We start from the raw sequence: 17,212 nt of genomic DNA on the forward strand, positions 1-17,212 counted from the left end.
GCCTCCCCTCACCTCCCGCTCGAAGGACGCGCTGGGCTCGCTCTCGGCGCGCCTGCTCGTGGCCTTCCTGCTGCCCACGCTGCTCTTCCTCGCGCTCACGGGGACGGCCGTCTACGCGCTGGCCCGCTCCATCCTCGAAGACGAGCTGGGCTCGAGCCTCTCCGCCATCGCCGCCGCCACGGCGAGCCAGGTGAGCGGCGAGCGCATGCTCACCATCGAGCCCGGTGACGACACCACCGGCACGCGCACGTGGCGCAACCTCGTGCGCCTGCTCACCGAGGTCCGTGACTCCAGCGGCGTGCGGCGCCTGTACGTCGTGGACACGCAGGGCCGCGTCCGCGCGGACGTGGGCGGCGAGCTCCCCGTGGGCACCGAGGTCCCCGAGCTCGCGCGCGACAGGCTCGAGCTGTCCCGCGTCTTCTCCGGTGAGCGCGCCGCCAGCCAGGTGCTCTTCCGAGGCTCGGATGGCCGCCTCTACAAGACGGGCTACGCCCCGGTGCGCCGTGAGGGCCAGGTCGTGGGCGCCGTCGCCGTGGAGGGCAGCGCCGCCTTCTTCGGCCCCCTCGCCCGCCTGTCCCGGAGCTTCGCGGCGGCGAGCGGCGTGGCCCTCGCGGTCCTCGGCCTCGTCGCCATCCTCACCGCGCGCGGCCTGGCGCGGCCACTCCACCGGCTCATGGCCTCGGCGCTGCGCATCGGCCGGGGTGACCTGACGACGCCCGTGCCTCCCGAGCCCACGCGGGAGATCGGCGTGCTGGCGCGCGAGCTCGAGGTCATGCGCGGCGCCCTGGAGAGCCGTGACCGGCAGCTCAAGCTGATGCTGGCGGGCGTGGCCCACGAGGTGCGCAACCCGCTCGGTGGCATCTCCCTCTTCTCGGGCATCCTCGCGGAGGACCTGAAGGCCGGCGCCCACGAGGAGGCCGCCGAGCACGTGGCGCGCATCCAGCACGAGGTGGAGTACCTCCAGCGCATCGTCGAGGACTTCCTCGCCTTCGCCCGGGAGCAGCCGCTGTCGCGCTCGCCCGTGGCCGCGCCGGACCTGCTCACCGAGGCCAGCATCCTGCTCGCGGCGGACGCGGCGGCCCGCGAGGTGACGGTGGAGGTGGTGGCCGAGCCCGCCGTGCTCGAGGCGGACGGCAGCCTCCTCACGGCCGCGCTGGTGAACATGGTGAAGAACGCGGTGCAGGCCTCGCCCCCCGGCGGCAAGGTGCGCGTCACGGGCCGCGGCGAGGGCCTCGGCTACACCATCCGCGTCGAGGACTCGGGGCCCGGTGTGCCCGAAACCGAACGCGAGCGCATCTTCGAGCCCTTCTTCACCACGCGCGAAAAGGGCACCGGCCTGGGCCTGCCCCTGTCCCGCAAAATCGCCCGCGCCCACGGGGGAGACCTGCGGCTCGTCGCTCTGCCGGGCGCCACCACCTTCGAGCTCACCCTCCCCCTCGTCCCGGCACCGGAACGCCCGTGAACCAGGCGGCCGGGCGAGCCCCCGCACGCTGAGTGTGCCTCGTGGAAATGTGAGGACCTGCACGACCTGTTGCGCGGACGACAGCCAGTCCGCCGGGCCGGACATGAGGTCGCCGGGACGCAGTAAGAGACGGGTGGGCTGCTCGGCAGGTTCCATCTCCATTTTGCCCCGCGGAGGGCCGCTCGACGTGTCCCGCCAGTCCGACGGAGATCTCACCGCCTACGACTCCCTGCACTCCGTCTTCGGGGTCGCGGGAGCCGAGCAGCGGCTCGACACCGAGCGCGAGCAATTCCGCATGCTGGCCGAGGCCCTGCCTCAAATCGTCTGGACGTCCCGGCCCGACGGCGTCCAGGACTACCTCAACCGCCGCTGGTACGAGTACACCGGCCTGGACCCCGAGGAGTCGCGGGGCAATGGGTGGAAGCAGGCCTTCCACCCCGAGGACATGGCCGAGGCCGAGAAGCGCTGGCGCCACAGCCTGCTCACCGGGGAGCCCTTCGAGATCGAATACCGCTGCCGCCGGCTGGACGGCGTCTGGCGCTGGTTCCTCGGCCGCGCCATCCCGGTCCATGACGCCCAGGGCCGCATCGTCCGCTGGTTCGGCACCTGCACGGACATCGACGACCAGAAGCGCACCGCCGACGTGCACGGCTTCCTCGCCGAGGCCAGCGCCCTGCTCGCCCTCACGCTGGATCCCGAGGAGACGCTGCGCAACCTCACGCGGATGATCGTCCCGCGCCTGGCGGACTGGTGCACGGTGGACCTGGTGCGGCAGGACGAGACGGTCGAGCGCGTCGCGGTGACGCACACCGACAGCCTCAAGGAGCCGCTCATCTGGGAGCTGGCGCGCCGCGAGCCCGCGGACCTGCACCATGCCACCCACGGGCTCGGCTACGTGCTGCGCACCGGCGAGCCGGAGCTGCTGGAGGTCATCCCGGACGCGATGCATTCCCAGCTCGCGCGCGACGCGCACGGCCTGCGGCTGCTGCGGGAGCTGGGCATGCGCTCCTCCATCATCGTGCCGTTGGTGGTGCACGGGCGGACGCTGGGCAGCATCACGCTGGTGCAGGCCGGGAGCGTCCGGAGCTTCTCCGCCGCGGACCTGTCGCTGGCCGAGGAGTTCGCGCGCCGCGCCGCGCTCGCGCTGGACAACGCACGCCTGTACCGCGAGAGCCAGGACGCCATGCGCCGGGCCCAGCACGAGCAGTACCTCGCCGAGCAGGCCCGCGCCATGCTGGACACGCTGCTCGACGCGGCCCCCGCCGGCATCGCGCTCTTCGACCGGACGCTGTGCTTCGTGCGCGTCAACCGCACCCTGCAGGACATCAACCGCAAGCCCGCCGCGGACCACCTGGGACACACCATGCCCGAGGTGCTCTCCACGCAGGGCCCCGGCGTGGACATCGTGGTGAAGTCGCTGCGGCGCGCGCTGGAGACGGGCGAGACGCAGACGGTGGAGTCCGCCACCCGGCTGCCCTCCGGCGAGGAGCGGGCCTGGCTGGCGCGCTATGCGCCCGTGCGCTCGGCCGAGGGCACCACGCTGGGCGTGGCCACCGTGGTGCTGGACATCACCGAGCGCAAGCGCGCCGAGGCCGAGCGCGAGCGCCTCATCGCCGCCCTGGAGCGCAGCAACAAGGAGTTGGATCAGTTCGCCTACGTGGCCAGCCATGACCTGAAGGCCCCGCTGCGCGGCATCGCCAACCTGTCGCAGTGGATAGAGGACGACCTGCGGGCCGTGATGACGGACGAGACGCGCGAGCAGATGCGGCTGCTGCGCGGGCGCGTGGAGCGCATGGAGGCGCTCATCAACGGCATCCTCGACTACAGCCGCGCGGGCCGGGTGCGGGGCCGGCCGGAGCCGGTGGACGTGGGCAAGCTGCTCACCGAGTGCGTGGAGCTGCTCGCCCCCCCCGCCGGCACGCACGTGGAGCTGGCCCCCGGCATGCCCACCCTGCGCACCGAGCGGGTGCCCCTGCAGCAGGTGTTCCTCAACCTGCTCGGCAACGCCTTCAAGCACGCTCAGTCGTCCGACACGCGGGTGCGGGTGGACGCCCGGCAGTTGGACGCCTTCTGGGAGTTCTCCGTGGCCGACAATGGCCCGGGCATCGCACCCGAGTACCATGAACGCATCTGGGGCATCTTCCAGACGCTGCGCGCCCGTGATGAAGTGGAGAGCACCGGCATCGGTCTGTCGGTGGTGAAGAAGAGCGTGGAGGCACGCGGGGGGCGTGCCTGGCTGGAGTCCTCCCCTGGCCAGGGGGCTACCTTCCGTTTCACCTGGCCCAAGCACACCCCTGACGAGGGGCGCTGAGAGCGTACCGTGAAGACGCTGAACATCCTGCTGGTGGATGACGACGCGGTGGACGTCATGAACGTCCAGCGCGCCTTCAAGAAGAGCAACATCCACAACACCCTGTACGTCGCTGGCGACGGGCGTCAGGCGCTGGAGCTGCTGCGCAACGGCACCGTGCCATCCACCAACCGCCTCATCCTGCTGGACCTCAACATGCCGCGGATGAATGGCCTCGAGTTCCTGCGCGCCCTGCGCGCCGACCCCGAGCTGAGCGCCACCCCCGTGGTGGTGCTCACCACCTCCAACGACGAGAGAGACAGGCTGCAAAGCTACGCGCACAACGTAGCGGGCTACCTCGTCAAGCCCGTGGCCTCGCCGGCCTTCGTGGAGTTGATGGCCGCACTCAACGCATACTGGTCCCGGGTGGAGCTGCCGTGAGGGCCGAGGAGCGCATGGAGGAGCAACCGCTGCGGCTGCTGGTCGCGGACGACGACGAGGTGGACCGGCTCGCGGTGCGGCGCGCCCTGCTCAAGGCGGGGCTCGAGGCGCAGCTCGTCGAGGTGGCCAATGGCACGGCCGCGCTCACCGCCCTGCTGGAGCAGACCTTCGACTGCGCCCTGATGGACTTCCAGATGCCGGGCCAGGACGGGCTGGAGGTGCTGCGCAAGGCCCGCGCCGCGCTGGTGGAGACGCCCATCATCATGCTCACCGGGCAGGGGGATGAGCACATCGCCGTGGAGCTGATGAAGGCCGGCGCCACGGACTACCTCGCCAAGTCGGCGCTCACCCCGGAGCGCCTCGCGCACCTGCTGCGCCAGACGCTGCGCCTGCACGAGGTGCAGCAGCAGTACCGCACGCTCGCCGAGGTGCTGCCGCACACCATCTGGACGAGCCGCCCGGATGGCGTGCTGGACTACATCAGCCGCCGCGGCTACGAGACCAACGGCCTTCCGCTGGGAGATCCCTCGCAGTGGCCCAAGGCCGTGCACCCGGAGGATCTCCCCCGGGTGATGGAGCGCTGGCAGCAGTGCCTGCGCACCGGGGAGCCCTACGAGGTGGAGGCCCGGCTCTGGCAGTCCAGTGGCACGTGGCGCTGGCACCTCATCCGGGCCCTGCCCATGCGGGACGCGCGCGGCCGCGTCATCCGCTGGTTCGGCACCAACGCCGACATCGACGACCAGCGCCGGGCCCAGGAGCGCATCTCGCGCCTGCAGGCCGTCACCGCCGCGCTCTCCGAGGCCCTCACGCCCCGGCAGGTGGTGGACATCATCCTCACCCAGGGCGTGGCGGCGCTGGAGGCCCACTCGGGCGCGGTGTGCCTGATGAGCGAGGAGGGCCAGACGCTCGAGCTGGCGAACGCCACCGAGAACGTCCGGCACCTGACGCGCAACCTGGAGCGCATTGCGCTCGACGCGCCCCTGGCGGTGACGGAGGCGGTGCGCAACGACAAGCTCGTCACCTTCGCCAACCGCGAGGAGCGGGACCGGCGCTACCCCTCGGTGGCGCGGTTGGATCTTCCCTACGAGGCCGCGGCGGTGATGCCCCTGCGCGGCAGCCGGGGGGTGATGGGCGCCCTGGTGGTGAACTACGCGGGGCCGCGCACCCTGTCCGCCGACGAGCAGGAGTTCCTCCTCGCGCTGGCGCGGCAGGGAGCGCAGGCGCTGGAGCGGGCCCGCCTCTATGAAGCCGCGCAGCAGGCGCGCGCCCAGGCGGAGGCGAGCGAGGCCCAGCTGCGGGACTTGCTGGCGGAGCGCGAGCGGATGGAGGCCACGCTGCAGGAGCGCGACGAGCGGCTGCGCGCGGCGCTGTGGGCGGGCGGCACGGGCACGTTCCGCTGGGACATCCGCACCAACGCGCTGGAGTGGGACGAGAACCTGGATCAACTCTTCGGCCTGCCGCCGGGGCGCACGGTGCAGACGATGGAGGACTGCCTGGCGCTGGTGCACCCGGAGGACCGGGCCGAGGCGGCACGGCGCAACGAGGCCTGCGCGCGCGAGGGCGCGGACTTCGAGATGGACTTCCGCGTGGTGTGGCCCGATGGGCACGTGCACTGGCTGAGCGGCAAGGGGAAGACCTTCGTGGACGCGAACGGGCGCCCCCTCTACATGACGGGCGCCTACGTGGACATCACCATGCAGAAGCAGCAGGAGGCCGAGGCGCGCCAGCTCGCCGATTTCGAGCGGCAGATTCTCGGCATCGTCAGCCACGACCTGCGCAACCCGCTGAGCGTCATCCGCATCTCCGCCTCGGTGCTGCTGGCGCGCGAGGGGCTGGACGAGCGGCAGAGCAAGAGCCTCACCCGCATCATCTCCGCGTCGGACCGCTCCACGCGCCTCATTCGCGACCTGCTGGACTTCAGCCAGGCGCGGCTGGGCGGCGGCATCCCGGTGGAGCGCAAGCAGATGGACCTCTTCGAGCTGGCGCGCGGCGTGGTGGAGGAGCTGGCCGCCAGCCATCCGGAGCGGCAGCTGGAGTTGAAGCTGGAGGGGGATGGCAAGGGCGAGTGGGATGAAGACCGGCTCGCGCAGGTGCTCGGCAACCTGGTGGGCAACGCGCTCCAGCACAGCCCTCCGGACACGGCGGTCTGGGTGCGCTGCCGGGGCGAGGCCGGAGAGGTCTTCCTCGAGGTGCACAACGAGGGCGCGGCCATCGAGGGGGCCATCCTGCCGGATCTCTTCGAGCCGTTCCGCCGGGGCCGCCACGCGGGCAGTGGAGCGGGCAGCGTGGGGCTGGGGCTCTACATCACCCGGCAGCTGGTGCTGGCGCACGGTGGAGGCATCACGGTGAGCTCGCGCGAGGGCGAGGGCACGCGCTTCACGGTGCGGCTGCCGCGGCGGGCCCCGACGCCCCCACCGGTCCCGAGGCCCTGACCTCCCCCACGAGGCGTCCCCTCTCCCGCTGGGAGAGGGTCAGGGTGAGGGTCTGCCCACCCCGGCGGCCTTCAGCCCCGGCTCAGCGGTGGACCGACTTCATGCCGGCCTCGGGGTAGCGGGTGCCGGCCGCCACGCCCTTGGGGGCGATGGTGTCGATCTCCCGCAGCTCCTCGGGGGAGAGCCGGATGTCCGCCGCGGCGATGTTCTCCTCGAGGTACTTCACGTGCTTGGTGCCGGGGATGGGGGCGATGTCCTTGCCCTGGGCCAGCACCCACGCGAGCGCGAGCTGGGAGGCCTTCACCTTCTTGCGCGCGGCCAGGCCGTTGATCTTGTCCACGAGCTGGAGGTTCTTCGCGAAGTTCTCTCCCTGGAAGCGCGGGTTGTTGCGGCGCCAGTCGTTGGGCTCGAGGTCCTCGATGCGGCGGTAGCGGCCGGTGAGGAAGCCACGGCCCAGCGGGCTGTAGGGGACGAAGCCGATGCCCAGCTCGCGCACCGTGGGGAGCACCTCGTCCTCGGGGTCCCGGCTCCAGAGCGAGTACTCCGTCTGGAGCGCGGAGATGGGGTGCACCGCGTGGGCGCGGCGGATGGTGTCGGGCGCGGCCTCGGACAGGCCGAGGTAGCGGACCTTGCCCTGCTTCACCAGCTGGGCCATGGCGCCCACGGTGTCCTCGATGGGCACGGTGGTGTCCACGCGGTGCTGGTAGTAGAGGTCGATGTGGTCGATGCCCAGGCGCTTGAGGGAGGCGTCACAGGCCTTGAGCACGTAGTCGGGCTTGCCGCTGATGCCGAGGAAGGAGCCATCCTCGGCGCGCACGTTGCCGAACTTGGTGGCGACGATGACCTGGTCGCGCTTGCCGGCGATGGCCTTGCCCAGCAGCTTCTCGTTGGTGAACGGCCCGTACATGTCGGCCGTGTCGAAGAAGTTCACCCCGAGTTCCAGCGCCCGGTGGATGACGGAGATGGACTCCTTCTCGTCGGTCGAGCCGTAGAAGTCGCTCATTCCCATGCAGCCCAGGCCCAGGGCGGACACCTTCAGCCCCTGCTTTCCGAGTGCCCTCTGCTCCATGACGTCCCTCCTTCGTGGGTACGGCGGCCCTTGTTAGCGGCCTGGAGCTTCCGGGGCCATGATTCCGGTACGGAAGGTGCGGGTGATGGGTCCGGGAGCCAACAGGGAGCGCGCGGTGGCTCCCGGACCGTGTCACGAAGCCGGGCTACACCCGGCGGCGCCGGCTGACGAGGCCGAGCGCGAACAGCATCATCGGCAACAGCGAGGCCGTGCCGGAGGAGCTGCCCGACGAGCAGCCGCAGCCCCCCGCGTCAACCTGGCCGCCACCGGGGCCCGTACCCGCATCCGGAGGCGTCTCGCCGCTGCCCGCGTCGGGGCCGCCCGTGCCCGCGTCGGGGCCATCCGTGCCCGCGTCGGGGACGGGAGCGGGGTTCACCGTCACGGACACCTCGTCCTCGGCGAAGAGAGCGCCAGGATCGGTCACCCGCACGCGGAACGTGAGGGTGGCCGGCTCCAGGATGGCGGGAGCGGTGAAGGAGATTCTGTCGCTCGTGGCCTCGAGGAGCTCCACGGCGGGGCCATGCACCTGGCTCCAGGCGAAGCGCAACGAGTCCCCGTCCGGGTCCGAGGAGGCCGAGGCCTCCAGGGACACCGTCCCGCCAGCGGTGACGGTATGGTCCTCACCCGCCCGGGCCACGGGCGGCTTGTTCACCTGACGCACGCCGACGTTCACCTCGAGGGGCGCGCTGGCGTCGAGACCATCGGTGGCCACCACCTCGAAGAGGAGGGTGGCATCCGCCGGAACCTCGGGCGCGGTGAAGGAGAGCGTGCCGGTCTCCACGCCCGAGAGCACCACGTCCGGCCCGCTCTTCTTCGTCCACGCGTAGGACACCTCGTCCCCATCCGGATCCACGGCGGACACGGAGAGCGTCACGGGGCTGCCCTCGTCCACGTCCATGCCGGGCAGTGGCGTGAGCACGGGAGTCCGGTTCTTCTGCAGCACCTTCACCTCCACGGTATCCGAGGAGGACAGCGCCCCATCGCTGACGGTGAGCTCGAAGGTGAGGACCTCATCCTTCGTCACCTCGGGGGCGGTGAAGGAGGGGGTGGCGGTGCCGCTGTCCGTGAGCACCGCGCTCGGGCCCGAGAGCTGCTTCCAGGAGAAGTGGAGCGTGGTGCCCGGATCCGGATCCGTGCCACTGCCCTCCAGCCGCACCGGCTGGCGCTCGTCCACCACCTGGTCCGCGCCCGCGCTGGCCAGCGGCGGCCGGTTGCACACCACGCCCTTGGCCACCGTGGCGCTGAAGGGCGTGTTCGTGAGGCCCGTGAACGCGAGGTCATCCACGTTCCAGCCCGGCGGGTTGCCGCTGGTCCCATTGGACTCGTCCGTGCCCACGCGGAAGCGGATGCGCACCGTCTTCCCGGCGTACGTCTTGCCGAGATTCACCGTGGCGTTGATCCATGCCGGGTAGCCCGCGCTCCTGCGCGCGAAGGCCTTCTTTCCCTTGAGGGGGTTGTCGGTGAGGCTGCTGGTGTACAGGGTGGTGTCGTAACCCGGCGTGATGGACGTCCCGATGTCCGTCCAGGACGTGCCCCCGTCGGTGCTGATCTCGATGACGCCGCCGTCATAGGAGTTGGCGTCCTTGAAGTCGAACCCGTAGCGGTGGCGGAAGGTGAAGCCGAAGTCCTGCGTGGAGGACACCGCCAGGGGAGGCGACACCAGGTAGATGTCCGAGAGCGCCGGGGCATCCGGCAGCCGGAAGAAGTGGAGCGTCTGCCCCTCCTCCGCGCGAGACCAGAGCTGGGCATTGTAGGTGAAGGGATAGGTGGTGCGGCGCGACGTCGCCCAGGTGCCCGCGAGGACGTTGGGGGCCTCCACCGTCTCGGTGCTCGAGCTGCCATCGGCGAAGGTGTAGTGGGCCTGGTGCTCGAAGCTCCTCGAGCGGGTCCCCACCGAGTCCGGGCCGAAGTCCCCGTAGGTGAGGACGAAGGACAGACGCTGCACGGCCAGGGGGCCCTCCAGGGTGACGTTCAGCTCCCCGGTGGCCGAGGCCCCCGGCGCGAGCACCGGGAAGGTGATGACCCCCCCGCTACCCAGGGTGACACCCGGGCTGGAGGTGGTGACGGTGACGCGGGTGTCGCGGAACTCGGTGACGCCCTGGTTCTTCAGCGTCACGCGCATCCGGCCCGTCTCCCCGTTGTCGAGGATGCCATCGCCATTGCACGAGACGACGCCATCATCGAGCGTCACGGCGATGAAGGTGGGGGACTCGCCGGACTCGTAGCTCTCCGTCACGCCCACGAGGTCTCCGGAGTCACGCGCGGGGCCCACCGCGCCCGCACCCGCGCCCCGGCGGGCGAAGGCACGCAGGAAGAGCCGGTAGTCCCGGTCGTCCCGGGCGCGCGCCGCCGCCAGCAGCGCATCCCGCGCCTCGAGAATCGTCGGGGAGGACGGGGTGAGCTTCAGCGAGGCGACCAGGTACTCCTTCATCCGCTGCTGGGCCTCGGCGAAGGTGAGGCGGCCCGTGTCGCGCAGCAGCGCCGCGTAGCACTCCCACAGCATCTGGGCCCACACCTCGCCCACGTTGTGGACCTCGAAGTTGTCCGGGCCGGCGGGGAAGATGGGGATGCCCTCCGGCAGCGCCACGCCCTTCTGGATGTGCTGGAAGGTGAGCGGGTTCTTGCTGAAGTCCGTGGAGTACGGGTAGCGGCGCACGCCGAAGTAGAAGCCGTTGTTGCTGCCACCCCCGAAGGCATGGCTCCCCGTGGCGTACGTGCCGCCAAAGCCGGCGTTGGACGGTACGAGCGCGTCCTCCTCGCGCACCAGCATCAGCAGGGCGGCGAAGTCGCTCCAGCCCTCGCCCAGGCCACCGCCCTGCTGGTTGCGCAGACCGACGCCATTGCCCACCAGGCGCGCGCTCAGGTAGTGCGCCCACTCGTGCGCGACGATGGTGTTGTCCAGGGTGCCGTCGCGGCGCACCAGCTCCTCGCGCAGCAGCGTGACGGTGACGGTCTGCCCGCCCGCCAGCGCGGTCTTGAAGGACGTGCCATCCGTCTTGCCGATGCTCACCGCGGGGATGGTGACGGAGGCCGCGTCCGAGCCGCTGATCCACCCCGGCGCGCTGTCGCTGAAGCGGTTCATGATGATGGCGCCCACCGCCCCGTTGGCCTGGGCGTTGCGCACCTTCCTGTCCGACAGGCAGTTGCCGTCCTCGATGAGGGCGATCTTCCCGGCCACCTGGGCCGCGTTGGCGAAGGGCGTCTCGCACGCGTCGGTACGCAGGGTGGAGCTGGCCAGGTCATCCACCAGCACCAGGTCCCCGGTGAGGCGGTGGTTGCGCGGGCCGAAGGTGGCGAAGCCCGCGGTGTAGTCCCGGGCCAGCGAGGCGGGCGCGTGGGCGGTGAGCTTCTTCAGCCCCTTGGGACTGAAGACATACATCTGCATGCGCGGCGAGGCGCCATCCGCGGGGACCTCGATGTTGGCGTTGTCCGTGCCGCTGAAGTCCTGGGCCTCGGCCAGCAGCGCGTCATTGCCGAGTCCGCCGCGTCCGAAGTTGTCCGTCTGGCCGTTGCCGGCGGCTTCGTCGAAGCCGGCGTCGTAGAACCAGTCATGGAAGAAGTTGTTGACGAAGAAGAGCTGCGTGATGGAGGCCATGCGCTGGGTGGCGCTCGCATCCGGCGGCAGGGACACGTCGTAGACGAAGTCGAAGGTGTTGGGGCCCGTGGGCGCGGCGGAGACATCCCCGGCGCTCAAGCCATCCGGGGAGACGACGTCCGCGTAGGCCAGGACGTTGTTGCCGGTGAGCGTGGTGGCTCCCGCGGGCAGCCAGGGGTCGTTGCGGCTGAAGGGGCTGTTGGCCAGGGTGATGAGGTTGGGCGCGACGAAGGGCGGCTGGTAGCCATCCGGCAGTCCGGTGGGGTGCGGCGTGCCGCCATGGCCCTGGGGACCGTCATGGGGAAGGTGCGGTGACGTCTCGTCGGCCCATACGCGGTAGGAATAGGCATCCTGCCAGGTGAGGCTCTGGCGCAAGAGGATGCGCCCATCGCCGGCGGCGAGCACGTACGCGAAGGCCTCGGCCTCGGTGCTGGCGTCGGGACCCGCGAAGACCTCCACGTACCAGGCGGGGACGAGCGCCTCGGGAAGCGGGAAGGCCACGGGCTTGACGCGGGCCGGGCGGCTCAGCCGCTGCTCGCGCATGCGCAACGCGGGGGCGAAGTCGAAGTGGTGGAAGGCACCGGACACCCGGCCCGAGTCCACCAGCATGCCCGCGTGCAGCGGCTCGCCGGTGAGGTCCGCCAGCGCCTGGCCCACGGCCTCCTGGGGCGACAGCCGGAAGTGGAGCCGGGGACCGCGCGCCGCGTCCGGGGTGAGGTAGCCCGTCACGGCGACGAGGTCGTTGTTGGCGTCCAGCAGCACCTGGAGCGAGTCACCGAAGAGCTCCGTGCCCTCCACCTCCTGGGCGAACGTCACGATGGAGCCGCCACCCGCCAGCCGGTCCACACGCCGGAGCGGAGCCCCGGCCGCGGGCAGGTGCGCCTCGGAGCGGAAGCCCGAGCGTCCGGCGAGGTGGGCCCGCGCGGCCTGCTCGGGAGACAGGGCGCGAAGGGCTCCCGCGCCACGAGGGCGCTCGGCCCATACGAAGGTGGGGACACCGAGCCGGGGCTCTTCGTGCGCCACCTCACCGCCCTGGACGGAGGTGCGCGGCCGCGCCCCCGGACTCCGGGCCGGGCTCTGGGCGAAGGCATCAATGGGGGGGAGGTCTCTGGCACCCACGCGGGTGCCACCCAACGCCAGCACGAGGCCGGTCAGGGAATACAACAGTCGTTTCACCGAGGATCTCTTTCGTGGAGAGGAGCCTCAGCGTATTCACCCTCTGTGAGGGAATGAAACCTCACCCCCCCCAGCATCCTTGACGGCGGAAGCCGTGACACATCCGTGACCCCGAACCGACTGATTGGAGTCCCCAGGAGTCTGCTGGTGCTGGTGCTCGCCCTGTCGGCGCCAGCGTGGGCGGAGAGCGCGTCCCGGGACGACACGGTCTCGCTGGAGCCACTCGTGGAACGCGTGGTCACCGGGCAGCTCGCGGCGTACCGGATTCCCGGAGCAACGGTGGCGGTGGTGCGGGACGGCCGGGTGGTGCTGGCCCGGGGTTACGGCGACGCGGACGCCGGAAGACACACGCCCGTGGTGGCGGACCAGACGCTCTTCCGCGTGGCCTCACTGGGCAAGCTGTTCGTCTGGACGGCGGTGATGCAGCTCGCCGAGCGGGGACGGCTCGACCTGGACGTGGATGTTCAAACGTACCTGGACGACGTGCGGCTCCCGTCGGCGGACGCCCGGCCCCTCACGCTCGCGCACCTGATGGCGCATGCGGGAGGCTTCGAGGTACGCGAGCGCCTCTGGCCCGAGGGCCCACCGCCCGGCACGCTGGCGGAATACCTGCGGGAGCGCATGCCAGCCCGGGTGCGGCCTCCGGGAGCGCTGTCGGCGTACTCCGATTACGGAACGAGCCTGGCCGAGCACATCGTCGAGCGGGTCTCGGGCCAGCCCTTCGAGCAGTACCTCCGGGAGAACGTGCTGGAGCCGCTGGGAATGCGGCGCACCTTCTTCCGCCGGACGGTGCCACCGGAGCTCGCCGCCGACATGGCCTTGGGACACACCGTCGAGGAGGGGAGCCCACGGGCCCGGCCCCTGGAGCAGGTGGTGGTGGCCTCCAGTGGCTCGATGCTCACGACGGCCACGGACCTGGCGAGGTTCATGCTCGCGCACCTCCAGGGAGGACAGCACGAGGGCCACCGCATCCTGCGCGAGGAGACGGTGCGGCGGATGCATCGCCAGCACTTCACGCATGACCCGCGGTTGAGCGGGTGGGCCCACGGCTTCATGGAGTTCCACCTCGAGGGCCAGCGGCTCATCGGGCACCTGGGGGACGCGTACCTCTTCCACTCGCTGCTGGTGCTGATGCCGGAGCACGGGATGGGGCTGTTCGTCTCGTACAACGGTCCGGGGGAGAAGGACGCCGCGCAGCAAGCACGGATGGAGCTGCTGCGGGCCGTGCTCGAGCACGACTCCCCTGCCCCACCTTCGGACATGCCCGTGCCCCCGCGGGACTTCGCCGGGAGGGCGGCACGCTTCGCGGGGGCCTATCAGACGACGTGGCGGGCCTACCACACGGCGGAGGCATCGCTGGGGTGGCGCCAGGAGTTCCGCGTCCGCGACGGTGGAGATGGCACCCTGCTCATCCGCAAGCCCGGGCAAGCCCCCCGGCGCTGGGTGGAGGAAGCGCCCCGCCTGTTCCGTCCGGCCGATGATCCGTCCTCACCGGAGCGTGTGGCCTTCCGAGAGGACGAGGCGGGCCACATCACGCACCTGTTCCTCGAGAACCATCCCATGGCGGCCTACGAGCGGGTGCCCTGGTACGAAACGTCCGCGTTCACCTACGGGCTGCTGGCCGTGTGCGCCGCGCTCTTCGCGCTGGCCGTGTTGGCGGGCGTCCTCCACCGGAGCCCGGCCACGCTCCTGGTGGCGGCCATTGGCCTGTTGCACCTGCTGTTCCTGTGCGGCTTCACGCTCCTGGTGCGCCACCACGTCGAGTTGGAGTACGGCGCGACGCCCTGGCTGCTGGGAGCCGCGATGGCCTGCGCACTCGGGGCCGCGGTGCTCACCCCTGGAGCACTCGTCTGGAGCGCACGCGCCTGGTGGAAGCACTCGGGGAACCTGGTCCTACGTCTGTCCCTCACTGGAGCCACGCTGGCCGCGACCGCATTCGCCGCGTGGCTCCACCACTGGCACCTGCTCGGATTCGACCCCTGGTGACGGCGTCACTCCAGGAGCATTCGGGGACACGTCTACTGGACGCGCTCGTCCAGCACGTCGGAGAGGGTGGTGGCGTTCAGGGAACGATCGAACCAGCGATCGAGGGTGGCCATGTCCGAGCAGGTGAGGATGCGCTGGCGGGTCTCCTCGTCGGCGTGCACGCCCCGCACGGTGAGAATCCGCAGGATGGCCTCGGCACGGCCTCGGAGCAGCCCCTGCTGCAGACCCTCCTCCCGGCCCCTCGCCAGACCTTTCTCCAGACCCTTCTGGACTCCCCGCTCGATCATCTCCTCGGCCCAGCTGCCCATCAGTTCCTCCGCTCGGTCCGCATCCAGCACCGAATGTAACACCCGTCTCGCCGCTGTGTGGACGGCCGCATCCCCCACCCACACCAGATAACGAATGATGACCACCAGATGCTCGGCCCCCTCGGCATCCGCGTGCACATGCGCGAAGAGCGCCACCCAGTCCGGCAGCTTCCGCGCCAGCTCGTCGGTACGTCCGTAGCGCAGCACCAGCCATGCCAGCCGGGCCAGCGGCGGACCCGAGCGCGCTCGCAGCGCCACCTCCCGCTCGGCCGTCAAGTCATCGAGCAGGTACTCGAAGCGCGGCACCAGTGCTCGCCAATGCGTCTGCGTCTCCTCTCCTTCCGGCAAATCGAAGAGGTCCTCCACCCGGCGCGGTGCCGTCCAGGCCCCATCCGGCCCGTGGTACATGACGAGCGGGATGATGACGGGTAGCCGCGTGCTCTCCGGGTGCTCCTGTCTCCAGCGCTCCACCTGGCGAACCACGTAGCGCAGCATCCGCAGCACCATCCACCGGTCCCTCGTGAAGACGCAAACCGATAAAACGGCCGGAGAGGGGGATGGCGTGCTCGATGGTGACATCCTCTCCCTCCACCACGATCCGCTCGACGAGCAGGCGGACGAGCCGTTGGCGTCCGGCGAAGTCAAGCGCCTCCAAGCCATCGCGCATGGCTGCCGCGAAGGCCTCGATGTCGGCCCCCAGCCTCTTCAAGCGCGCCTCATCGGCCTGCTGTGCCTGCAGGGCCATGGCACGAGCACGAGTCGCCTGAAGGGAGGCTTCCAGCCGCTGGCGTCGGGCCTTGAGCTCGTCTACCTCGATGGCGCCCTGTTGGTAGGCATCGACGAGACGGTCTATCTGTCCCTGCAGGTGTCGGCACGCCCCCTCCAGCCGCGCAGTCTCCTGATGTGCAGCCTGAGCGTTCTGCTGGCTCAGCTGCCAGGTCTCTACCTCCTTCTGCAGCATCTGGGGCTGCTTTAGCCACTCGCACAGCGCCTTCCACACCACCGCATCCAGTTCCAGGGCTCGGACGCGTCTGGCGGGGCAGCGCTCGGGGCGGCCCGTGTCCGTCGGCGATTTTCGCCAGCATGCGTAGTAGAAGTATTCGTAGGGGAGGCTGCCGCTGGTCTGGCGGATGCAGGCCATCTTCCAACCGCACTGGCCACACACCACCAGGGTACGCAGCAGGTACTCATGGCGGACATTGCGCGGGCTGAGCAGCTTGTGGTGCGACAGACGCTCGAGCACCTGGGCCTGTTGCGCCGGCTCCACCAGGGCGGGGACCGGCACCTGCAGCCACTGCGCCTTGGGACGAGCCCGGCTGCTACTCCTGTAGGTCTTGCGGTACGCACCCGGGTGACGGGGCCGTGTGGGCTCCACTGGCTCGCGTCTGCCGTAGGTCGCCAGGCCTGCGTAGGCCGGATTGGTGAGCGTCTTGTACACCGTCGACTGGCACCACAGGCGCGCCTTGCGTGGGCGGATGCCTTGGGCATTGAGGCGTTTGGCGACCTGGCGCGCACTCAGGTCTTCCTCCAGCACCCACTGATACATCTGCCGCACATTCGCCGCCTCCACCTCGTCCTGGACAATGACTCCCTGAGGCAGTTGGGGCGTGTGCACCAGCCGATAGCCATACGGCGGAATGTTGAAGGGCAGCATCTGCCCGTTTCTGACCTTGTGCAGGCGCCCGCGGCGGGTGCGCTCCAGAATCTTGGTGCGCTCGTACTCGGCAATCACGCCCTGCATCTGCACCAGCAGCAGGTCCTCGGGGTTGTCGCTGATGGGCCTCTCCAGGAAATGCACCTGCACGCCTCGCTTGCCCAACTCCTCCAGGAGAATCTGCTGGTGGACGTAGTTGCGTGCCAGTCTGTCCGGAGCACACACCAGCACCAGGTCGAGCAGGCCGTCAGCGGCTGCGTCCCGCAGTGCATCCAGGCCGGGCCTGTCCAGGCGTGAGCCGCTGTAGCCCTCGTCCACGTAGTGATGCTCGGCGGGCACCAGCACCCCCATGCTCTCAGCGGCCTTCTCCAGGACCGCCACTTGCGAGGCTACCGTCCTGTCCTCCTGCTGGCGCGTCGTCGACACGCGCGCATACAGCGCCGTCCTCTGCGTCATGACCCACCTCCTGGGCGTGCTCCACGCCCCTTGCCTCCTGGCCGCATGGTGCGGCCCCGGGGCCTATCGCGCTTGCCGATGAGGCGCCGCGGGCTGCTTCCAGCAGCAACTTGATGGCCCTGCTCAGCCGCTCCTCGCCGTCCGGGGCTGGACGCGCATTCCACTTCACCTTCCAAACACGCTTGCCCATCCAACTCGCTTGGGGACCCCTGTCGCTGAGAGCAGAGGCTGCCTGGCCGATTGGCTACGCACGAAGAAGATGGGCGCCTGGCGCGCTTGAAGACCCGGCGGTGGAGCGAGAAGCGGATGAGGTTTTTCTGGTTTGCGTCTTCGCGACGTCCAC

General features: G+C 70.4%; 8 protein-coding genes and 1 pseudogene. 5 read left to right on the plus strand and 4 right to left on the minus strand.

From position 1 onward, the window contains the following. The 4 genes from VFZ09_RS48465 to VFZ09_RS48480 form a co-directional block, all read left to right on the plus strand. Positions 1–1,462: sensor histidine kinase (locus VFZ09_RS48465; protein ID WP_329734659.1), on the plus strand; the 1,462-nt coding region annotated here is incomplete at its 5' end. 187 nt (positions 1,463–1,649) lie between these two features. Beyond that, positions 1,650–3,773, plus strand: a complete 2,124-nt coding sequence (locus VFZ09_RS48470) for a PAS domain-containing sensor histidine kinase (protein ID WP_329734660.1) — start codon at positions 1,650–1,652, stop codon at positions 3,771–3,773. A gap of 9 nt (positions 3,774–3,782) precedes the next feature. Then, a complete protein-coding gene (locus VFZ09_RS48475; RefSeq protein WP_329734661.1) occupies positions 3,783–4,193 on the plus strand; it encodes a response regulator in 411 nt (136 codons plus the stop codon). Beyond that, positions 4,190–6,625 carry a PAS domain-containing protein gene (locus VFZ09_RS48480; RefSeq protein ID WP_329734662.1) on the plus strand — a complete coding sequence of 812 codons (2,436 nt, stop codon included), beginning with the start codon at positions 4,190–4,192 and terminating at the stop codon, positions 6,623–6,625. Before VFZ09_RS48475 ends, VFZ09_RS48480 begins: the two co-directional genes overlap by 4 nt. Before the next feature lie 82 nt (positions 6,626–6,707). On the opposite strand, the gene VFZ09_RS48485 is transcribed toward VFZ09_RS48480, so the two are convergent. Then, entirely contained in the window at positions 6,708–7,694 is a 987-nt protein-coding gene (locus tag VFZ09_RS48485) for an aldo/keto reductase (RefSeq protein WP_329734663.1), read from the minus strand. A gap of 145 nt (positions 7,695–7,839) precedes the next feature. Beyond that, positions 7,840–12,465: a myxosortase-dependent M36 family metallopeptidase gene (locus tag VFZ09_RS48490; protein ID WP_329734664.1), complete on the minus strand. Its 4,626-nt coding sequence runs from the start codon at positions 12,463–12,465 to the stop codon at positions 7,840–7,842. Between the two features lie 105 nt (positions 12,466–12,570). On the opposite strand from VFZ09_RS48490, the gene VFZ09_RS48495 reads away from it, so the two are divergent. Then, positions 12,571–14,451 carry a serine hydrolase domain-containing protein gene (locus VFZ09_RS48495; RefSeq protein WP_329734665.1) on the plus strand — a complete coding sequence of 627 codons (1,881 nt, stop codon included), beginning with the start codon at positions 12,571–12,573 and terminating at the stop codon, positions 14,449–14,451. A gap of 32 nt (positions 14,452–14,483) precedes the next feature. Here the strand turns inward: VFZ09_RS48495 and VFZ09_RS48500 are convergent, their stop codons facing one another. Next, the gene (locus VFZ09_RS48500) at positions 14,484–15,419 is read right to left on the minus strand and encodes an Rpn family recombination-promoting nuclease/putative transposase (RefSeq protein ID WP_329734666.1); all 936 of its coding nucleotides are present in this window, start codon (positions 15,417–15,419) and stop codon (positions 14,484–14,486) included. 337 nt (positions 15,420–15,756) lie between these two features. Continuing rightward, positions 15,757–16,869 (minus strand): annotated as a pseudogene (locus VFZ09_RS48505) (recombinase family protein); the annotation flags it as partial. Positions 16,870–17,212 lie beyond the last annotated feature (343 nt).

Origin of the sequence: Archangium sp. (assembly GCF_036277355.1) — a bacterium.
Taxonomy (GTDB): Bacteria; Myxococcota; Myxococcia; order Myxococcales; family Myxococcaceae; genus Archangium.